A 17,548-nucleotide genomic window follows, 5' to 3' on the forward strand; every position below is an offset into this window, starting at 1 on the left:
TGTGCCCTCCGGTCGCATCAAATTGACCTGACCCAGCGCAGCCAAGCTACAACAGGGTGACGGCGTATCAGCCGGATTGAGCAGAACCCTTGGTGACCGCCCAGGGACTTGCTAACTTCCGCCAGTGCGGTACATACGAGGAGCCATCCTGCCGATGTTGCTGCTCGTCGCCCTGGTCCTGGCGGCGTGCGGGTCGTCGGGTAACAACAACGGCGAGAATCCGGTCAAGGCGGCGGGCGTGCTGCGCGTCGGCACCGAAGGCGTTTACTCGCCGTTCAGCTACCACGATCCTGCGACGGGCGAACTGGTCGGATATGACGTCGACGTCGCCAAGGCGGTCGCCGCCAAGGTCGGTGTGAGAGTCGAATTCGTCGAGACGCCATGGGATTCGATCTTCGCTGCGCTCGAGGCCAACCGATTCGACGTCGTCGCCAACGAAGTGACGATCAATGCCGAGCGCAAGGCCAGGTACGACCTGTCCGAGCCGTATTCGGTCGGCGAGGGCGTCATCGTGACTCGGGCCGACGACAACGCGGTCAAGTCGCTCGACGACATCAAGGGCAAGGTCGCGGGCGAAACAGCGACCAGCAACTGGGCGCAGGTCGCGCGCGACCACGGCGCGAAGGTGGAGGTTGTCGAAGGCTTCACCCAGGCCATCAAGCTGCTTAACCAGGGTCGCGTCGATGTGGTGATCAACGACAGCATCCCGGTGTACGCCTACCTCGCCGAGACTGGCGACAAGTCGGTCAAGATTGCCGCCAACACCGGCGAGAAGAGCGAGCAGGGCTTTGCCGCCCGCAAGAACAGCGGGCTGTTGCCCGACCTCAACAAGGCCCTCGATGAGCTTCGCGCCGACGGCACGCTGGCCAAAATCTCGCAGAAGTACTTGAAGGCCAACGCATCCGGTGGACCGGACGCCGGCGGCGCGCAGCATGCGCCACGGTCGACATGGAAGCTGATCGGGGACAGCCTCGCACCGTTGGCGAAGGCGGCGATCACCAAGACGATTCCGTTGACGGTCATCAGCTTCGTGATCGGCCTGGTGCTGGCGCTCGCGGTGGCGCTGGCACGGCTGTCGTCGAATGTGGTTCTCACCAATATGGCGCGTTTCTACATCTCGGTCATCCGTGGCACCCCGCTGCTGGTGCAGTTGTTCATCGTGTTCTACGCGCTGCCGGAACTGGGGGTGAAGATCGATCCGTTCCCCGCGGCCATCATCGCGTTCTCGCTCAACGTCGGTGGCTATGCGGCGGAGATCATCCGGTCGGCCATCCAGAGCATCCCCAAAGGTCAGTGGGAGGCAGCCGAGACGATCGGCTTCAATTACGTTGGTGCGCTTCGGCGCATCATCCTGCCGCAGGCAGCCAGGGTGGCAGTGCCGCCGCTGTCGAACACGTTGATCTCGCTGGTGAAAGACACGTCACTCGCCTCGACAATCTTGGTCACCGAACTGCTGCGGCAAGCCCAGATCATCGCGGCGCCGACGTTCGAGTTCTTCGCGTTGTACGGCACCGCCGCTGTGTATTACTGGGTCATCTGCCTGGCGCTCTCGTTCGGTCAGGGTCGCATTGAACGCCGACTGGAAAGGTACGTGGCGCGATGACAGAAAACCGTGTGGTGGCCGAGGGCGTCCACAAGGCCTTCGGCGACAACAAAGTGCTCAAGGGCGTTTCGTTCACCGTCGAGCAGGGGACGGCGACGGCCATCATCGGACCGTCCGGGTCCGGCAAGACGACGCTGCTGCGCACGCTGAACGCGCTCGACCGGGCCGACGCCGGGGTGATCCGGGTGGACGATATCGAGATCGACTTCTCCACGCCGACACCCAAACCCGAGGTGCGCAGGTTCCAGTCGCGGAGCGGCTTCGTCTTTCAGGGCCACAATCTGTTTCCGCACAAGACGGTCCTGCAGAACGTCACCGAGGGACCGGTCATCGTGCAGAAGCGGCCGAAAGATGAGGCAGAGGCCGAAGCCCTCGCGCTACTCGATCAGGTTGGGCTCGCCGCCAAGAAGGACCAGTACCCGTATCAACTATCCGGCGGGCAACAGCAGCGCGTCGGCATCGCTCGCGCGCTGGCCTTGAAGCCGAAGTTGGTGCTGTTCGACGAGCCGACATCGGCGCTGGATCCCGAACTCGTCGGCGAAGTGCTCTCCGTGATCAAGGATCTCGCGGTCGAAGGCTGGACGTTGGTGATCGTCACCCACGAAATCCAGTTCGCCAGACAGGTTTCCAATCAGGTGCTGTTCACCGACCAGGGCATCATCCTGGAGCGGGGCACACCGGACGAGGTGATCGGCGACCCGAAGGAAGAGCGCACGCGACAGTTCCTGGACCGCATCCTCAACCCGCTGTAGCGCTGGTAGTCAGGGTCTTGTGCCGCAGGCCAACAGGTCTGTGGGATTCAAAACCCTTTGGCCCACAACCGATGGTGTCGGGCTCGCCCGTTCGATTGGCCGCCGCTAAACCCGCTTGATCGGGGGCAGGTACTTGCCCAGAGTCGAGGGATTTTTCGCTTCGTCAGTGGGCAGGTAGATGCGATAGTTCAGCCGGAACGCTCCGCTGGGCGGTGAGGGCAGCCAGTTGCTTTCGTGGCCTTGCGGCGACTGGTTCTGGATGTAGATATCCAGGGAGCCGTCGGGGTTGCGCACTAGTCCGGGTGTCCGATCGCCGACGGAGAAGCGGTTGATGGGGTTCTTGACGAGCTGGAAGTCGGTCCCGTACATGGTGATCGACCAAAAGCCGTTGGGCAGTGTGGGTGGGTTTTGGTCGGCATCGAAGTGCAGCAGGTACCGGCTGGTGCCGTCGAGCGCTTTGCCGTCGCCGTCGTCGTACGTACTGAAGTATTCGGCTTCCTCACGGTCGTGGACGAACAATCCTTGATCGGCTCCGGCGGCCCGGTCGAAGTAGTTCACGCCGTAGGTCCCGGGGACCAAGTTGTTCCAGTGCGTCGGATACGACGTCCCGCGGTACTTCACTTTCCAGTCCATGATCTTTGGTCCATCAACGGCGGCGCGCGCCAAACCGCGCCGCTGCGGTTCACTGAGTGCGTTGACATCCATCGGTTTGCCCACTGTGATCCCGCCTCGGCGAAGTAGCTCGATAGCCGCCTCGTTGCCCGGGGGTGGGGATTCTCGGTGAGCAAGTCTGCCAGCGTCTGGAAGAACGCCAGATCACCTTCATAGTGCGGGCGCGGACTCAGGCTCGGCACCGTGCTTTGACCGTGACGGGCGGGATCGGCCCAGTTGCCCAGTGACGTGACACTGAATTTATCTTGCAGCGCATTGACTTTCGCCAGATCTGCAGCATCGCCCGGGATCACCGCGATCCGGATGGCGATCATGACGCTGTTGGTGGGAACACGATGCTCGATCACACCCGGCGGCAGCGAGCCCTGCCAATTCGGTCCGACAAGGACATGATTGCCACCCTTGCCCGCTGTGGCACGGCTGCCGATGTAGAAGAGGTTGTTGGTGTAGGCGTCGGCGACTTCCACCGACCAATACCGGTCGGGAATATCGGGGGCAGTCAAGATCATCGGCTCGTCTTTGAGTTCAAGAAAGATGCCGCTGTAGACAGTGTCATTGTTGGGCGTGTACGGCATGACGTCATCGGCGGTGGCCAGATTCTTCATGTGGGTGATCTGATTGAGCGGGGCAAATCGCTTGGCCTTGTCGCCGGCCGGTGGCTCGAGGCGCAGACTGCGCTCCCGCTCGAAGATCGACAAGGGCAGCCCGAACACATAATTCTGGATGCCCACCGAATACGCCCAGTGTTCTTCAGCCTGGGCATCGGCGTTTCCGCCGGCAGATGGGTCGTTCGGATGGCCGGTCGCTGCGGTGCCCGTCGTCGCACTGCCATCATGACCCGACGGACTTGTGCCACAGCCCACCAGCGCCGCGGCGGCCAGGGCAGCTCCCAAACACACCGCGGTGAGCCGAACGGATCGTCGACGCCTGTGCTTTCGATCGTCTGCCGCATCACCCATCAGAAACTCGCCCATGGTGCGATCCTGTCACGGGTCGCAACTGTCAAGCCGCGCAGGCACTGGGTGGCGCCTAGGTTGCGGCTACCCGCGTCAGCAGGGCTGTGAGCCAGGTGATTTCGGGTTGTTCGATCAGTGGCTTGAGCGCCAGCATGCTGCACGTGACGGCGTCGACGTCAATCGGCAGCTCGAACAGGTCGACCGCGCGATGCTCGGTGATGCGCAGGGCCAGCCGTTCGGGGAGCACGCCGATGACGTCGGAGTCCTCCACCGCGTAGGGGAGTGCATGAAAGTTGGGCACCGTCACCGCAATACGACGAGTAAGGCCCAGTGCACCCAGCTCACGGTCCACGTCGCTGCGGAGCTGGCGATCGACCGACATCATCACATGCGGCAGCGCGGTGAAGTCATCGAGCGACATTCGTCGTGCGGATACGCAGGGGTGGTCGCGGCGGGCGACACCCACGAACCGATCCGTGAACAACAGCGTCCGGGCTACTCGTTCGGCCGTGACATCGATGAAACCGCCCAGTGCGAAGTCGATCTCGCCGCGGTCCAGGCCGTCGACGATCGCCGGCGGCGCGACGCTGATGAAACGCAGATCGACCCTGGGAGCCTGTGCGCGGACGTCGGCCACGAGTGCCGGCGCCAGCACGGCCAAGGCATAGTCGTGTGCGGCCACGGTGAAGGTGCGGCGAAGCGTCGCCGGATCGAAGGGCGGCTGCGGGCTGACGATCTGACGAAGCTGCGTCAGGGCATCCGAAATAGGTTGTGCCAGAGCACGACCACGTACTGTCGGTTCGATCCCGCGGGGGTGGCGTACGAACAGGGGATCGTCGAACATGGCACGGAGGCGACCCAGTGCGTGACTGGTCGCCGACTGCGACAAGGACAGCCGCACTGCGGCTCGCCCGACGTGCCGCTCCTGCATCAGCGCGTCGAAGACCACGAGCAAGTTGAGGTCCAGCCGAGTTAGATCGATCTCGTGCATCGACATGATGCATACATACCATTGGATCGATCGATGGGTGAGCGATACGTTGCCGTCATGATGTACGACGTTGTCGTCGTGGGCGCAGGACCAGTGGGATTGTTTCTCGCCTGCGAATTGCGACTGACCGGCGCGTCCGTGCTCGTCCTAGAAAGCGCGGGCGATCCGGGCTCACCCCTGAAGCGCGAGCCGTTCGGCTTGCGCGGGCTGTCGGTGGCGACAGCCGAAGCGCTGTACCGCCGCGGGCTGCTGGCCGACGTCCAAGCCGGAAGCCGGCCGGGTCCGCGCGCCGGACACTTCGCGGGGATTACCTGGCAGGCCGATCTGGTCGACGCGGCAGCCTGGCCGTATCGGCTGGCCAGTCCCGCCGACGCGCCCCTCGCGACCACGATGGCGCATCTCGAGACCGTGCTCACTGAGCGTGCGCTCCTCCTGGGTGTTGAAATCCGGCGCGGGACAACGGTTGTCGCCGTCCGGCAAGCGGACGACCAGGTGTGCGTCGATGCCGAGCCGCAGTCATTTCATTCACGTTGGCTCGTCGGATGCGACGGCGGTCGCAGTGCGGTCCGCAAGTCGGCCGGTTTCGAGTTTGACGGCACCAAGCCGCGATTCACCGGGTACTCGGTGCAGGTCGACCTGGCCGATGGTCAATCATTGCCGCTGGGCCGGCACTACACAGCAGGTGGAATGTACGTGCATTCCGAGCCCGGCACCGTCGCCGTGGCGGATTTCGACGGCGGTGCCGCACATCGCACGGAACCCATCACCGTCGAGGCATTGCAATCGGTGCTACGGCGCGTTACCGGCATCGACATCACCGTGACGGCGCTGCACACCGCGACAACGTGGACCGACCGCGCCCGCCAGGCGACGGCCTACCGGCAGGGCCGGGTGCTGCTGGCCGGCGATGCCGCCCATGTTCATTCGCCGCTGGGCGGACAGGGTCTGAACCTCGGGATCGGCGACGCGATGAACCTCGGCTGGCGGCTGGGTGCCGTCGTGAAAGGCACGGCGCCACATGAGTTGCTCGACGGGTATCACCGGGAGCGCCATCCCGTCGGCGCCGCGGTCCTGGAGTGGTCGCGGGCACAGGTCGCGCTGCTGGAGCCGAACCCCAACGCGGGTGCGATGCGGGCCGTCGTCCGTGACCTGATGGCAACTCGCGACGGCGCGACCTACTTCGCCGAGCATGCGTCGGGGATGTCCATCCGCCATGACCTCGGCGACGGGCACCCGTTGATCGGTTGCAGTGCACCGGATTTCGAACTTGCTGACGGCACCCGGCTCGGTGCGCTGCTGCGGGACGGGGTAGGCGTCCTCGTCGACTTCCAGAGCAATGCCGGCCTCCGGTCGATCTGCGATCGATGTCGAGAACGGGTGCGGTACCTGGGAGCGGACGCCAAGGACCGGCTCGGATTGGGGGCCGTCCTCGTCAGGCCCGACGGTGTGGTGGCGTGGGCCTGCGATGACGAGCCAAATCCCGGTGACGTAGTCCGGGTCCTATCGCAGTGGAATATGCGAGAGATGTTGTCGCAGAGCGGGTTTCGGTGATACTTACCCGGGGTATGCCGAAATGCAGTCGCGCGCTTCGGTGTCGTGCCGCTATCGTCACCGGTGTGAACATCCGAGTCGAGGAGGTCGTCGGCGCTCGCGCCGACATCAGATGACCGCGCCCCGCCGCCGACCCATTCAGGTCGGCTGCACAGTCATGCCCTCACTCGCCGGTGCGCACGTCGTGCGCACCGTTTCTCAGGATGGATTCACCGATGGACCCCTACACCCGCGACCAGATCCTCGGCGCCTTTCGAGGTGCCACCCGCAGCGAGGTCAAGAAGGTCACCTTCGCCGCGAACTTCGACGCCGTCGACTTCAACAAGCTCGACTTCTACGGCTGGACCGATCCGAAAATCCCGCGCCGTGCCTACGTGCTCATCGACCGACCCGGGGGGCCAGTCGCGCTACTTCTGAGCCGGGCCGCGGTGAAACCACGCGCCCGGGCCATGTGCGCGTGGTGCAACGATGTAAACCTCACCGATGAGGCCGTTCTGTACACCGTCCGCCGGGGCGGTGCCGCAGGCCGTAAGGGGGACACCATCGGAGCCCTGATCTGCGAGAACTTCGAATGCTCCCGAAACGTCCGGCAGCTGCCGCCCGCATATCACCGGGGGACCGATCTCTCCGGCCTTCGCGAACAGCGGGTTGGCGAGCTGCGGCGCAAGGTCCACGGATTCGTCGATGAGGTGCTCTCAACCGAGGCCTGAAGCCAGGCGGAGGATCGTCGTCACCCGTTGTCCCGCCAGGCGACAACCTCCTTGAGAGACGCCAGGTCGTAGCCGTTGTCGGAGGTGAGTTCGGTCTGGAACAGCGTGACGCCTACCTCGCGGAAAGTGTCAGCGGTTTCGGCATTCGCCCAGAGCGTCGAGCGTTCGATGTCGGCGCCGTTGCGGCCGAACGTCGCCGCCAATTCGTCGACCCGGTCGCTGGACCTGCGGAACGCATCGAGGTCCTGGAATGCGTGCCAGATGTCGGCATGCTTGGCAACGGCAGGCAGCGAGCGCTTGGGCCCCGTGCCGCCGATGAGGATCGGTATCTTCCGGATGGGCGGCGGAATCAATGCGGCAAGCCGATTCTCGATACGGATCAGGCTCTCATCGAACAGATCGAAGCGGGAGCCGAAGGTGCCGAAGTCGTAACCGTAAGTGGTGTAGTCCTTTTCGTACCACCCGGCACCGAGGCCGAGGATGAGCCGGCCGCCGCTGATGTGGTCGACGGTACGTGCCATGTCGGCGAGCAGGTCCGCGTTGCGGTAGCCGACGCCGGTGACGAGGAGGCCGATCTCGGCGTGTGAGGTGATCTCACCCCATGACGCGAGTGCGGTCCAACCTTCGAAGTTGGCGACGTCGGGCTGCTCCTCTTCGAGGACGGGCTTGCCGTCGACGATGGCCTGCATCGCCGGGCGGTGGAAGTGGTCGTAGCCGAAGATCACGTCGACGCCGAGGTCATCGGCGGCCACGACGGCGTCGCGCCACGTGGCGTAGTCAGGCGCGCCGCCGGGCTGGATCTGCACAGCGACGCGGACGGGACGAGTCATGGATGCTCCTGAGTCAGGGAAAGGATGACTCTTGAGGCAAGTTCACCGGGCGGGGGTTTATTCCGGATCGGCACGTCGGCGTCGGTCGAGCCCTCGTCAAACCGATGAACGGCCGTGATTCCCCGAGCACGTCGCAATTGGTAACCGGTCCAAACAGCTGGCCGTAGGCGGATAATTGCTCCATGTCCACCGTGTTCTGGATCGTCGCTACGGTGCTGGCCGTCGGGACTATCGCCAGCGGGTTGTTGCGGATCCGAGCCTGGTTGCAGAAGCCGGCCCCACCCGAGGTGATCGAGGCCGCGCGCCGTCGCAACGACGAAGACGACCAACGAGACTCTTGAGCCGGGCGGTCGCTACTGTCAGTCGATGGCCGGTTGTTCAACGGGAGTTGGCGACGGCCCGCTCTGATGACGACCGTAGGTGGCCCGCCGGAGTAGCCATTCCTTGTCACCCATGGGTAGCGGTGCATGAGCCGCAGCAGCGTGGCGGCCGCGCGTATCAGTTTGCATCGCGGTGTCACAGCGCGTCGTAGACCGCGGCGATGAGCCGATAGGCACGGCGATCACCGGCCAGCCAGTCGCGGCGCAGATTGGGCACGAAGGCGAAAGCGACCTTGTGGTCGAGGTCTGCCAGTCCCACCGAGCCACCGGCCCCCGGGTGACCGAATGCAGTGCATTGCGCAGGTTCGGGCACCACGAAGTTCTGCGACGGCAGCATGTAGCCGAGCCCGAATGCACTTTCCAAGCGCAGCACCCGGTCGCGGCCGCGTACGCGTTCGATGATCGCTTCCCGCAGAGGACCCGGGGCGATCAGGGTTCCGCTGATCAGATCGCCATAGAATTTGGCCAGATCGCGAGCGGTGGTGACCAGGCCAGCGGCAGGCCAACCGGCCGCCAAAACTTCTGGATCGTTATAGGACGCAACAGGATTCGACGATGCCCGGATGAACAGCGATTCTGGATCGGCGAACGCGGCCGTCATCTCGGCGACTGCGTCGTCCGGTATCGGCGGCGCGTTCTCGGCCTTCCAGACACGCTGGTCGGGCGGTGGCGAACTGATCCGTGCGGCCTCGCGTGCCGCCGCACCGGAAGCGCCGATGAGTAGCCGGTCACCGAGGTGTCGCCGGGTGAACTCGCCGACGGTCATACCGGTGTGGCGGCGCACGAATTCACCGACCAGCCACCCGAAAGTCAAAGCGTGATAACCATGTTCGGTTCCCGGCCGCCAGAGAGGGGATTGGCGCGCCAACAGGTCGGCCATCGCAGCGGGATCCGTCGTTTGGGCCGCCGAAACCGGGCGCTCCAACACGGGCAATCCGGCCCGGTGGGACATCAAGTCGCTCAGTGTGGTCTCGTGCTTGTCGTGTTGTGCGAATTCCGGCCACCAAGCGCCCACCGGTTCGTCAGCGCCGTGGCCGCATTGCTGTGCCACCATGAGGGCCGCAGTCGCCGTGACCCCCTTGGTACAGGAAAACGTCGGACAAGCGGTATCGCGCGTCCATGGACGTCCGGTCCGCCTGTCGGCGATGCCTCCCCACAGATCCACCACCGCACGACCGTCGACGAATACCGCCACCGCAGCACCGAGGTCATCGCCGTTGGCCAACCCTGCTTCAAAGACGGCTTTCACTTCCGTAAACGCGGGGTCAGTGTGCCCCGCCACTGAACCGGACATGCACCGAATTAGAACACGTTCTAGTATCGGTCGAGTGCAGATCCCGCACACCCGTTTGAGCTCGAGCGGTCCAAACCGGTTGTGCGCCGCCACCGATCGCCGTGGCGGGACACCCCGCGCGGGTCAGGCGGTCAGCGTCGTCTTCAGCGCTGCGATCGTGGCGGGGCTCAGCCCCACGCCGTCGGTCAGGTAACGCTCCATCGAGCCGTACCGTGTGCGCACCTCGTCCAGACCGGACTGCAACGCCTCGGGGAACACACCGAGTATCACCCGAGTTCCGGCTCCGGCTTCTGGTCCGTACGCCTCAGTGGCGGCAGCTGCTCCGGCATCGATGGACTTCTTTGAGTACTCATTGGTGAGCAGGTAGTCGCTCATCACGTCGGCAGGCGACACGCCTACCAGAGTCTGCAGGACGGCACTGGCCCAGCCGGTGCGGTCCTTGCCGGATGTGCAGTGGTACACCTGCGGGCCGGGATTGGTTGCGATGGAACGGAACAACTCACCGAATCGCTCACGCTCGCCGGCATCATCAACGAAGACCTTGTTCTGGTGGATCAGCAACTGGCGGGCACGGGGCGCGGACAGGTCGGCCATTGTCGGGATCGGGTCCTGGTCGCCGATGATGTTGATGTGCACGTAGGTAGTGCCGGGCGGCACGATATCCGGACCCTCGGCGATTTCGGCGCTGGTGCGCAGGTCGTAATCGTGGGTCAGATTGAGGGTGGCCAACGTGGCCATGTCGGCAGCGTCCGGCCGCACCACGCTGGAACGGTAGAGCACGCCCTTGCGCAGGTGCCCGCCTGATGCGAGCGGGTACCCGTCACCCGGACCGGCGAGGTCCCGGAAGTTGTCGACACTTGCCAACCGCGGGGTATCCGAAGTGGTCGAAAACCCGTCCACCGGTTCTGCCAACGCTACCGCGCCCCGAGTGCCGATGGTCGGCGCCGCAATCGGTCCCATCAAGAGTGCCGCAGCTGCCAGCGCTGCAATCGACATCGATCGAGCCCGGCCGAATTCCGCCATCTTCCAGTCCTCCACGTATAACGGCACACAACAAAGCCAATATCGCAGGGTGTGTACACAGCCCCCTGTCGTCACCATCTAACCCCACCGGCATGGAGAGACAGAGCGGGTCAATCCCAGACCGCTGAACCCCGATAGGGGATGTCCAGGCTGGCCATGTCGGCTTTGCGAATCGCACTTGATACATCACAGGAGCACGCCAGTCTCCGAGAGGGTGTCCGAAATCAGCTGGGCCGCAACGCGATGCCGTTTACTGATGTGTGAACCCGTGTCGCGGTGTGGATGAGCGCTACCAGGCTTCGGTCACTCCGTGCGCCCCTGTGCGGGCGTGCCAGGGCCGGCCTGTGGGTTGCAGTAGCCGAGCGGGGTTGGCGTGCAGCAACACGTCGAGGTCGTCCGGCGTCACGTCGCGCCGTTGCAGAAGTTCGGTGAACACAGCCCCGATGTAGGTGTAGCCGTGTCGTCCGTGGGTTTCGGGGTTGAGGGCGACTTGGGCTGCGACGAGGTCGTGGGATAGCACGACTTGATCGCGGTATCCCTCACGGACGAGGGTGGCCAGCCAGTCTGCGCGAGTTTCATCTGAACGAAAGAGACTGCGCTTGAGGGTTTCTCCGTTGGTCGCGGGAATGCGGTAGGGCGTGCGCGCATCCCAGAACTGCTTTCCAATGGAGTCGAAACCGATCGACACCCCTGTGTCAAGAACGCGGCGCAGATAGTCGAGCTCGGTGTGGTTGTCCATGTGTCCGATGACGACGCGCGACGGTTCGACACCTTCGCTGGTGATGATGTCGATCTGTTCGAGGGCCATGGTTCCATGGGTGGTATGGGTAGCCAACGCGAGTCCGGTGAATGCTGCGGCTCGTGCAGCTGCTCGTAGCCCCTTGTCGTCGTGATCTGTCACCAGGTTCTCACTGGTGGGTTGTTCGCCGATGATGCCAGCACGGATACCGGTGTCGGCGATACCCGTGTCTACATCGGTGATGAAGCGGTCGGTCAGCTCGTCGATATTCGCATCAAGCACCCATTGGGGGCTGAATTCTTGTCGATAAGTCGCCGTTCCGGTGACGACGTTGATCCCTGATTGCTCTGCGATGTCTTTGAGCAGGCGCACGTTGTGGCCGTGGGCATCGCGGCCGGCGTCTCCATAGGGGCTCAGGTCAACCACAGTGCGAAATCCCAACTCGCGCAGGCCACTCAGTGCGGAGACAGCCGCCTGGACTTGCTGGCGTTCGAATTCAGCGCGTTCGACCAAACCACCGCTGTGCCATGGGCCGGTGAGAACCATGAGTAGGTGCTCATGGAAGAGCACCCGCCCCAGCGTTGATGGTGCAATAGCTCCTCGAACGGTCTGGATGTCTGTCACGTCGTGACCGTATCGAATGGGTGTGACCACGCCGCGGGCCAGGCACTCCCACCACTGCGCGGCGTAACCCGTGGACCCGAACCGCACGATCACGTCCGGTCAGGCGTAGCCGACCCAGCCGCGGAAAGTGAACGCCGAGAAGAACTCAGTGACGTTGGTGAATCCGGCGCGTTCGACGACGCCAACCGTCCGTGGTCACCCTCGCCGCATTACGACGGTTCACGCGACACTGCTGGCGATCGCGATAACCAGCCCGCCCAGGGTCAGCACCCCGACCATCACCGCGGCGGCGATCGCCCGGCGCCGCCGGTGCCGACGAGCGTCGTAGATCGCCACGGCAATGCCGGCCAAAATCAATGCTGCATAAACCGCCAGCCCCACCGTCAGCGTGGCCGTCGACGCGGCGTTGGCCAAGGTCACGTTGTGCACGCCGTGAGCCTACGGCGCGAACGGAAGCATCACTCCGTCAGTCAGTTCGGATCGGTCAGGCAAGTCCATCGCGGGCGGGGTTATTCCTTGTTCGGTCCGGTGTCAGGTCGTAACGACGAGCTTGCCGGTTGCCTTGCCGGACTCCATGTATGCGTGAGCTTCGGCGATCTGGTCGAGGCCGAAGATGCGGTGGACGGGGACGATCGCCTTACCGGCGGCGACGGCGTCCAGGAAATCTTGCAGAACTCTGGGGGACAGGTCGTTGGCGTCACCGCCGTAGGCAGTCAGCCGGACGCCGCGCGGCAGGTAGTCGATGGGGTAGAACTGGTCGACTATCCACTGGTTGGACAGCATGCCCGTGAAGCAGACAACGCCGTGGATTCGGGTGGCGCGCAGCGTGTCCGGCAGCGTCGGGGTGCCGACGAGTTCGAGAGCAGTATCGACGCCGCCGTCGATGATCTCGCGCACCTGTGTTGCGATCTCGCCGGTGTCGATGAGGATGTGGTCGACGCCGATCTGTTCCAACGCCCCGGTCTTGTCAGGGTTTCGGGTGGTGGCCAGCACCGTCATGCCGCGGCCTTTGGCGAGGATGGCGGTGGTCATGCCGACCGAGGAAGTGCCGCCGCGTATCAGAATCGATTGCCCCGGTTGAGCGTCGAGGCCAACAGTGAGCGAGCCGTTCGAGGTCTGCAGCATCTCCGGGATGGCGCCGAGCGTCGCCCAGTCCAGAGTGCTGGTGAACGGGATGACCTGCGACACGGGCACACAGGTGTATTCGGCGTAGCCACCGTCATAGGTACGGCCCATTCCGCCCATCATGGCGGCGACCTGCTGACCGACAGCCACCTCGCGGCCAGGACAGGCGGCGACCACCCCGACGGCCTCGATGCCCAGCACACGGGGAAAGGTGACGCCGTCGGCCAGGCCGAGTCGGGTGTGGAGTTCGGATCGGTTGAGCCCGAAGGCTTTTACTCGGATCAGGACCTGGCCGGGTTCGGGTGTCGGGATCGGCAGCTCGCGCAGATGCAGTGTCTCGGGTGGCCCTGGGGCATCCAGGACGACCGCGCGCATCGTGTCAGGTAGGTCGGTCATTGATACTCATTCCCGGTTTTGTCGCTACTCAGGTTAGATACGCGGAGCAGTTCGAGGGTGGCGTTGAATCGCGCCAGGACGTCGCTCGTGAGGACCGCTCCGATGCGGTCGCTGAGTTCGTCGTCGAGGGTCGCTGCGGCCGCCCGCAGGATTTCTCGCCCCGCGGGCGTCAGCACGACCTGTGAGGAACGGCCGTCCGCCGGATGTTGTTGCCGGCGTATGTAACCGGCGGCTTGGATGCGGTCGACCAGCTTGCTTGCACCGCCCTCGGTGATGATCAACGCCTCGGCGATGTCGCGAACGCGGGCCTGGTCGAGGCGAGCGACGACGCGCATCAACTCGAACCACGTCAGCGGCAGGTCGTGCTCTTCGCGCAGCCGGTCATCGACCCCGTTCCAGAGCAAGATCTGCACCCGCACCAGTCGATCGAACACCTCCGCCGGCCCGTCATCCGCCACACCGTCACTGTACGCGAGATATCCATTCCATGTCATGCTTATTTGATGCGGGCACTTGTACCCTACTGAACAGGTCGCGGCCGCTCGCAGCGTAAATCATCCTCATATGAGCGGTGCCTGGTCGGATGCAGCTGCTGCGGCTCGGATCAGATATCTATTCCATAGAATGAGATACGCAGGAGTGTGCGGTAGTTCTACAGCCAGGGGCGTCTTGACGCGATCTGTCTGCGCTCGTAGATGCGGAAAGGCGGGTGCGAATGAACTGCACGATGCAATCGAACGCTTCTTTGCTTTCAGGCAGGAATGGCAGTAGTGCCGGGAAGGCGTGGAGTTGGTGTGTCCATGCCCTCACTGTGCAGGATCGTCCGGCCCGGGTGAGGGTTTCGTACATGCGCTCGGCGTCGCACCGGAGTATTTCGGACTCGGCAACGATGATCAAAGCCGGCGGAAATGCCTCGAGAGAGCCGCTAACTGGTGAGGGATCGAACATCGTTGAGTCGGGGCGCGTACATTCCAGCACCACGGTTAGTGCCGGTCCGGCCCGCAGGGGGTCGCGGGTGACGTTCTCGTGGGTGTTCCTGGCTGTGTTGTCCAGTTCTAGGAGCGGAGAAATCCCGACGACGCCAGCGGGCGTGGGTAATCCATCTTGTTGGGCGGCAAGCACTGTCGCAAAGGCGAGAAATCCACCAGCCGAGTCACCGGCAAACACCACTTTTTCTGGGTCTGCGCCTTGCTCGAGGAGCCAGCGGTAGGCGCTCAGGCAGTCCTGGATAGATCCATCGATCCGGGTGTCGGGGTGTTGGCGGTAGTCCACGTGCACAACGGGCACCTGAGTGCGCCGGGCGAGCGCCACAACTACGTGCAGGTGGGAGTCAAGATTGCCGCAGAAGAATCCACCCCCGTGTAGATAGAAGATGACTCCGTCGCTGAGCGATGCACGGGACTGCGCTGTCCGGATCATCTCGATGGGGACGTCGTCATGGCTGTAGCGAGCGAACTGTATGCCACCGATGGGGCGAACTCGTTGTAGGCGTGAGAGTTTGCGCACTGTCCGGCCAGCGGCGGCGAGTCGCTCGCCCACGGGCCGACCACGGGTCGAGGTAACAAACCGCACCGCTGGCTGGGTCAGTGCGCCTGCGACGGCATGGATCACCCTGGCCGTGCGGCTCGGTCGTCTGATCGATACAGCATCTGGAGGCAAGGTCATCGTCGACCCCTTCTGTTGGGTAGCAGCGTTCACGACGCGCCGCGGACCGGACACTACCGCCGGAGTCTGTCTGCGCTCAAGAGTTATGTGTGCAGTGGATAGTTCCATGACGTCTCGCTCCTGCGGCATGACCAAATGGGTGATCAGTCGCGTGGGAGCAATCTAGCTGGTCGTGTCCCATGGTCCTTGTGTGATCTCGATCGCCGTGGTTGACTAAGTGAATATCGCCTAGTTTTGATCGGAGTCAAGATGAGTACATCTGTCGGGGTGGCCGGGGTCGGGATGATTCCCTTCACCACACCGACGAATACCGAGTCGTATGGCGTGATGGCCGAAGCGGCCGCGCGCAAAGCTCTCGACGACGCAGGTATCGAGTACTCGCAGGTGCAGCAGGGTTGCGCGGGATACGTCTATGGCGATTCGACCTCGGGTCAGGCAGCGCTGTACGGGTTGGGGCAGACCGGTATTCCGATCCTCAACGTCAACGTCAACGACAACTGTTCGACGGGGTGGCTGTAATCGACCATTGTGTGCAACTCGTCGGCGGCTACGGCTACGGCTACGTGCTGGAATATCCGATCGCGCGGATGTTCGTCGACTCGCGGGCGCAGAAAATCTACGCCGGCGCGAACGAGGTCATGAAGGAACTGATCGCGCGCTCGCTGTAGCGCCGCTGCAAGGAGTCGATATGTATATAACCCAATCACTGCACCGAAACTTGCAGCAGAATTCGAACCGGCCCGCGACGATCTACCGGGATCGGATCCGTAGGGTGGCCGAGTCAGTCGATCGCATCTCCCGCCTGGCCGGTGCGCTGGCCGCGCTGGGTGTGCAACACGGCGATCGGGTCGGCATCCTCGCGCTGAACTCCGACCGCTACGTGGAGTACCTCTACGCGGTGCCCTGGATTGGCGCCGCAGTCAATCCGGTGAACATTCGGTGGAGCCCCGTTGAGATCGCTTACTCGTTGGTTGATTCGGACACGCGGGTGTTGTTCGTCGACGACGCTTTCGCGGCGGTGATTCCAGCACTGCGCGAACAGTTTTCGGAGCTGGAGACGGTAATCCATTGCGGCGATGGCGAACTTCCCGCGGGCGCGGTGAGCTATGAGGCGTTGATCGCAGAGCATGCGCCGGTCGAAGACACCCGCACCGGCGGCGACGAGCTGCTCGGCGTGTTCTACACCGGCGGTACCACGGGTCATCCCAAAGGTGTGATGCTGTCGCACAACAATGTGCTCACCTCAGCCCTCGGCGGCCTCGCCTCAGGCCAAATGGTGTCGCCCGGCGGGAACCTCCTGCACGCGGCGCCGATGTTTCACCTCGCGGCCATCGGGGCATGGACCTGTGGAAGTCTCGTCGGCTCGACCCATGTGATCGTGCCGATGTTCACGCCAGCCGATGTGGCGAGGGCAATTACGGAGCACGCGGTCACCGACGCACTGCTGGTGCCGACCATGATCCAGATGCTCGTCGATGATCCGACCGCCGCAACCAGCGACATGTCCAGCCTGGTGCACTTGACCTACGGCGCATCGCCGATCTCGGAGGCACTACTCGAGCGGGCGCGCAAAGTGTTCCCAACAACCGGCTTCACGCAGGGTTACGGGATGACCGAAATGGCGCCGGTTGTGGCGATCCTGACAGCGGAGGACCATAACGACCCGGCGCTGTGCCGAGCGGCAGGTCGTGCGGCGCCCCATGTCGAGGTCCGCATCGTTGATCCCGCGGGCAACGAGGTACCGCGCGGCGAGGTCGGCGAGATCGTCGCATGCGGCGACAACATGATGCTCGGCTACTGGAACCGGCCAGACGACACGGCCGCAGCGATGCGTGACGGGTGGATGCACACGGGCGACGGCGGCCGAATGGACGAGAACGGCTACATATTCATCGTCGACAGGATCAAGGACATGATCATCACCGGCGGTGAGAACGTGTACTCCGCCGAGGTGGAGAATGCGCTCGAGAGTCATCCGTCGGTGGCGGCGGCGGCGGTAATCGGTGTGCCAGACCACGAATGGGGCGAGCGGGTGCACGCCGTGGTGGTGCTGCTCCCCGGACAGCAGGCGACCGAGGAACAGCTGCGTACGCATTGCAAGGCGCTGATTGCCGGCTATAAGAGCCCACGCAGTGTGCACTTCGTCGACACCTTGCCCATGTCAGGTGCCGGCAAGATCCTCAAACGCGAACTCCGCAAACAATATTGGGGTGACTCGACAAGTCAAGTGTCCTGAC

17 protein-coding genes and 2 pseudogenes are annotated in these 17,548 nt (G+C 63.8%); 8 read left to right on the forward strand and 11 right to left on the reverse strand.

Annotated features, from left to right (window positions below):
• Positions 1-154 precede the first annotated feature (154 nt).
• Positions 155-1,603 (forward strand): ABC transporter permease subunit, encoded by a 1,449-nt coding sequence (locus A7G45_RS16575; RefSeq protein ID WP_260939743.1) that lies wholly within the window; start codon positions 155-157, stop codon positions 1,601-1,603.
• Complete coding sequence (locus A7G45_RS16580; RefSeq protein WP_043397922.1) at positions 1,600-2,355, forward strand: amino acid ABC transporter ATP-binding protein; 756 nt, start codon at positions 1,600-1,602, stop codon at positions 2,353-2,355. Before A7G45_RS16575 ends, A7G45_RS16580 begins: the two co-directional genes overlap by 4 nt.
• Positions 2,356-2,460: 105 nt before the next feature.
• Here A7G45_RS16580 and A7G45_RS16585 read toward each other — a convergent pair whose 3' ends face one another.
• From A7G45_RS16585 to A7G45_RS16595, 3 genes are read right to left on the reverse strand one after another with little or no spacing between them, the layout of a single operon-like run.
• Entirely contained in the window at positions 2,461-2,988 is a 528-nt protein-coding gene (locus A7G45_RS16585; protein WP_260938634.1) for a DUF1214 domain-containing protein, read from the reverse strand.
• Positions 2,973-4,001, reverse strand: coding sequence for a DUF1254 domain-containing protein (locus tag A7G45_RS16590; RefSeq protein WP_260938635.1), 1,029 nt, complete (start codon positions 3,999-4,001; stop codon positions 2,973-2,975). Before A7G45_RS16590 ends, A7G45_RS16585 begins: the two co-directional genes overlap by 16 nt.
• 55 nt (positions 4,002-4,056) lie before the next feature.
• A complete protein-coding gene (locus A7G45_RS16595) occupies positions 4,057-4,980 on the reverse strand; it encodes a LysR family transcriptional regulator (RefSeq protein ID WP_260938636.1) in 924 nt (307 codons plus the stop codon).
• A 27-nt stretch (positions 4,981-5,007) separates the two neighbouring features.
• On the opposite strand from A7G45_RS16595, the gene A7G45_RS16600 reads away from it, so the two are divergent.
• Together A7G45_RS16600 and A7G45_RS16605 are read left to right on the forward strand one after the other, a co-directional pair.
• Complete coding sequence (locus A7G45_RS16600; RefSeq protein ID WP_260938637.1) at positions 5,008-6,525, forward strand: FAD-dependent monooxygenase; 1,518 nt, start codon at positions 5,008-5,010, stop codon at positions 6,523-6,525.
• A gap of 203 nt (positions 6,526-6,728) precedes the next feature.
• The gene (locus A7G45_RS16605; RefSeq protein WP_308204117.1) at positions 6,729-7,235 is read left to right on the forward strand and encodes an FBP domain-containing protein; all 507 of its coding nucleotides are present in this window, start codon (positions 6,729-6,731) and stop codon (positions 7,233-7,235) included.
• Between the two features lie 20 nt (positions 7,236-7,255).
• On the opposite strand, the gene A7G45_RS16610 is transcribed toward A7G45_RS16605, so the two are convergent.
• Positions 7,256-8,065 (reverse strand): LLM class F420-dependent oxidoreductase, encoded by an 810-nt coding sequence (locus A7G45_RS16610; protein ID WP_260938639.1) that lies wholly within the window; start codon positions 8,063-8,065, stop codon positions 7,256-7,258.
• Between the two features lie 182 nt (positions 8,066-8,247).
• Between A7G45_RS16610 and A7G45_RS16615 the strand changes: the two genes are divergently transcribed.
• Positions 8,248-8,406 (forward strand): hypothetical protein, encoded by a 159-nt coding sequence (locus tag A7G45_RS16615; RefSeq protein WP_260938640.1) that lies wholly within the window; start codon positions 8,248-8,250, stop codon positions 8,404-8,406.
• Positions 8,407-8,581: 175 nt separating this feature from the next.
• Here the strand turns inward: A7G45_RS16615 and A7G45_RS16620 are convergent, their stop codons facing one another.
• The 7 genes from A7G45_RS16620 to A7G45_RS16650 form a co-directional block, all read right to left on the reverse strand.
• Positions 8,582-9,739 carry a serine hydrolase domain-containing protein gene (locus A7G45_RS16620; protein WP_260938642.1) on the reverse strand — a complete coding sequence of 386 codons (1,158 nt, stop codon included), beginning with the start codon at positions 9,737-9,739 and terminating at the stop codon, positions 8,582-8,584.
• A gap of 123 nt (positions 9,740-9,862) precedes the next feature.
• Positions 9,863-10,789 carry a tyrosine-protein phosphatase gene (locus A7G45_RS16625; protein WP_260938644.1) on the reverse strand — a complete coding sequence of 309 codons (927 nt, stop codon included), beginning with the start codon at positions 10,787-10,789 and terminating at the stop codon, positions 9,863-9,865.
• Positions 10,790-11,051: 262 nt separating this feature from the next.
• The gene (locus tag A7G45_RS16630) at positions 11,052-12,125 is read right to left on the reverse strand and encodes a phosphotriesterase family protein (protein WP_260938645.1); all 1,074 of its coding nucleotides are present in this window, start codon (positions 12,123-12,125) and stop codon (positions 11,052-11,054) included.
• 219 nt (positions 12,126-12,344) lie between these two features.
• A complete protein-coding gene (locus A7G45_RS16635) occupies positions 12,345-12,554 on the reverse strand; it encodes a hypothetical protein (protein WP_043397938.1) in 210 nt (69 codons plus the stop codon).
• A 102-nt stretch (positions 12,555-12,656) separates the two neighbouring features.
• Positions 12,657-13,646 carry a zinc-binding alcohol dehydrogenase family protein gene (locus A7G45_RS16640; protein ID WP_260938646.1) on the reverse strand — a complete coding sequence of 330 codons (990 nt, stop codon included), beginning with the start codon at positions 13,644-13,646 and terminating at the stop codon, positions 12,657-12,659.
• Positions 13,643-14,104, reverse strand: a complete 462-nt coding sequence (locus A7G45_RS16645) for a MarR family winged helix-turn-helix transcriptional regulator (protein ID WP_260938647.1) — start codon at positions 14,102-14,104, stop codon at positions 13,643-13,645. Before A7G45_RS16645 ends, A7G45_RS16640 begins: the two co-directional genes overlap by 4 nt.
• A 154-nt stretch (positions 14,105-14,258) precedes the next feature.
• Positions 14,259-15,311, reverse strand: coding sequence for an alpha/beta hydrolase (locus A7G45_RS16650; RefSeq protein WP_260938648.1), 1,053 nt, complete (start codon positions 15,309-15,311; stop codon positions 14,259-14,261).
• A 249-nt stretch (positions 15,312-15,560) separates the two neighbouring features.
• Between A7G45_RS16650 and A7G45_RS16655 the strand changes: the two are divergent.
• From A7G45_RS16655 to A7G45_RS16665, 3 genes and pseudogenes are all read left to right on the forward strand, one after another.
• Positions 15,561-15,821: pseudogene (locus tag A7G45_RS16655) on the forward strand (lipid-transfer protein); the annotation flags it as partial.
• A gap of 2 nt (positions 15,822-15,823) precedes the next feature.
• A pseudogene (locus A7G45_RS16660) lies at positions 15,824-15,979 on the forward strand (acyl-CoA dehydrogenase family protein); the annotation flags it as partial.
• 20 nt (positions 15,980-15,999) lie between these two features.
• Positions 16,000-17,547: a long-chain-fatty-acid--CoA ligase gene (locus tag A7G45_RS16665; protein ID WP_260938649.1), complete on the forward strand. Its 1,548-nt coding sequence runs from the start codon at positions 16,000-16,002 to the stop codon at positions 17,545-17,547.
• Position 17,548: the final 1 nt, after the last annotated feature.

The organism is Mycolicibacterium llatzerense, assembly GCF_025331195.1.
Taxonomy (GTDB): Bacteria; Actinomycetota; Actinomycetes; order Mycobacteriales; family Mycobacteriaceae; genus Mycobacterium; species Mycobacterium llatzerense.

Coding starts and splice junctions, on each gene's coding strand:
- A7G45_RS16575 (WP_260939743.1), top strand. CDS start 155: ATGTTGCTGCTCGTCGCCCTGGTCCTGGCGGCGTGCGGGTCGTCGGGT.
- A7G45_RS16580 (WP_043397922.1), top strand. CDS start 1,600: ATGACAGAAAACCGTGTGGTGGCCGAGGGCGTCCACAAGGCCTTCGGC.
- A7G45_RS16585 (WP_260938634.1), bottom strand. CDS start 2,988: ATGGACTGGAAAGTGAAGTACCGCGGGACGTCGTATCCGACGCACTGG.
- A7G45_RS16590 (WP_260938635.1), bottom strand. CDS start 4,001: ATGGGCGAGTTTCTGATGGGTGATGCGGCAGACGATCGAAAGCACAGG.
- A7G45_RS16595 (WP_260938636.1), bottom strand. CDS start 4,980: ATGTCGATGCACGAGATCGATCTAACTCGGCTGGACCTCAACTTGCTC.
- A7G45_RS16600 (WP_260938637.1), top strand. CDS start 5,008: ATGGGTGAGCGATACGTTGCCGTCATGATGTACGACGTTGTCGTCGTG.
- A7G45_RS16605 (WP_308204117.1), top strand. CDS start 6,729: ATGGATTCACCGATGGACCCCTACACCCGCGACCAGATCCTCGGCGCC.
- A7G45_RS16610 (WP_260938639.1), bottom strand. CDS start 8,065: ATGACTCGTCCCGTCCGCGTCGCTGTGCAGATCCAGCCCGGCGGCGCG.
- A7G45_RS16615 (WP_260938640.1), top strand. CDS start 8,248: ATGTCCACCGTGTTCTGGATCGTCGCTACGGTGCTGGCCGTCGGGACT.
- A7G45_RS16620 (WP_260938642.1), bottom strand. CDS start 9,739: ATGTCCGGTTCAGTGGCGGGGCACACTGACCCCGCGTTTACGGAAGTG.
- A7G45_RS16640 (WP_260938646.1), bottom strand. CDS start 13,646: ATGACCGACCTACCTGACACGATGCGCGCGGTCGTCCTGGATGCCCCA.
- A7G45_RS16650 (WP_260938648.1), bottom strand. CDS start 15,311: ATGACCTTGCCTCCAGATGCTGTATCGATCAGACGACCGAGCCGCACG.
- A7G45_RS16665 (WP_260938649.1), top strand. CDS start 16,000: ATGTATATAACCCAATCACTGCACCGAAACTTGCAGCAGAATTCGAAC.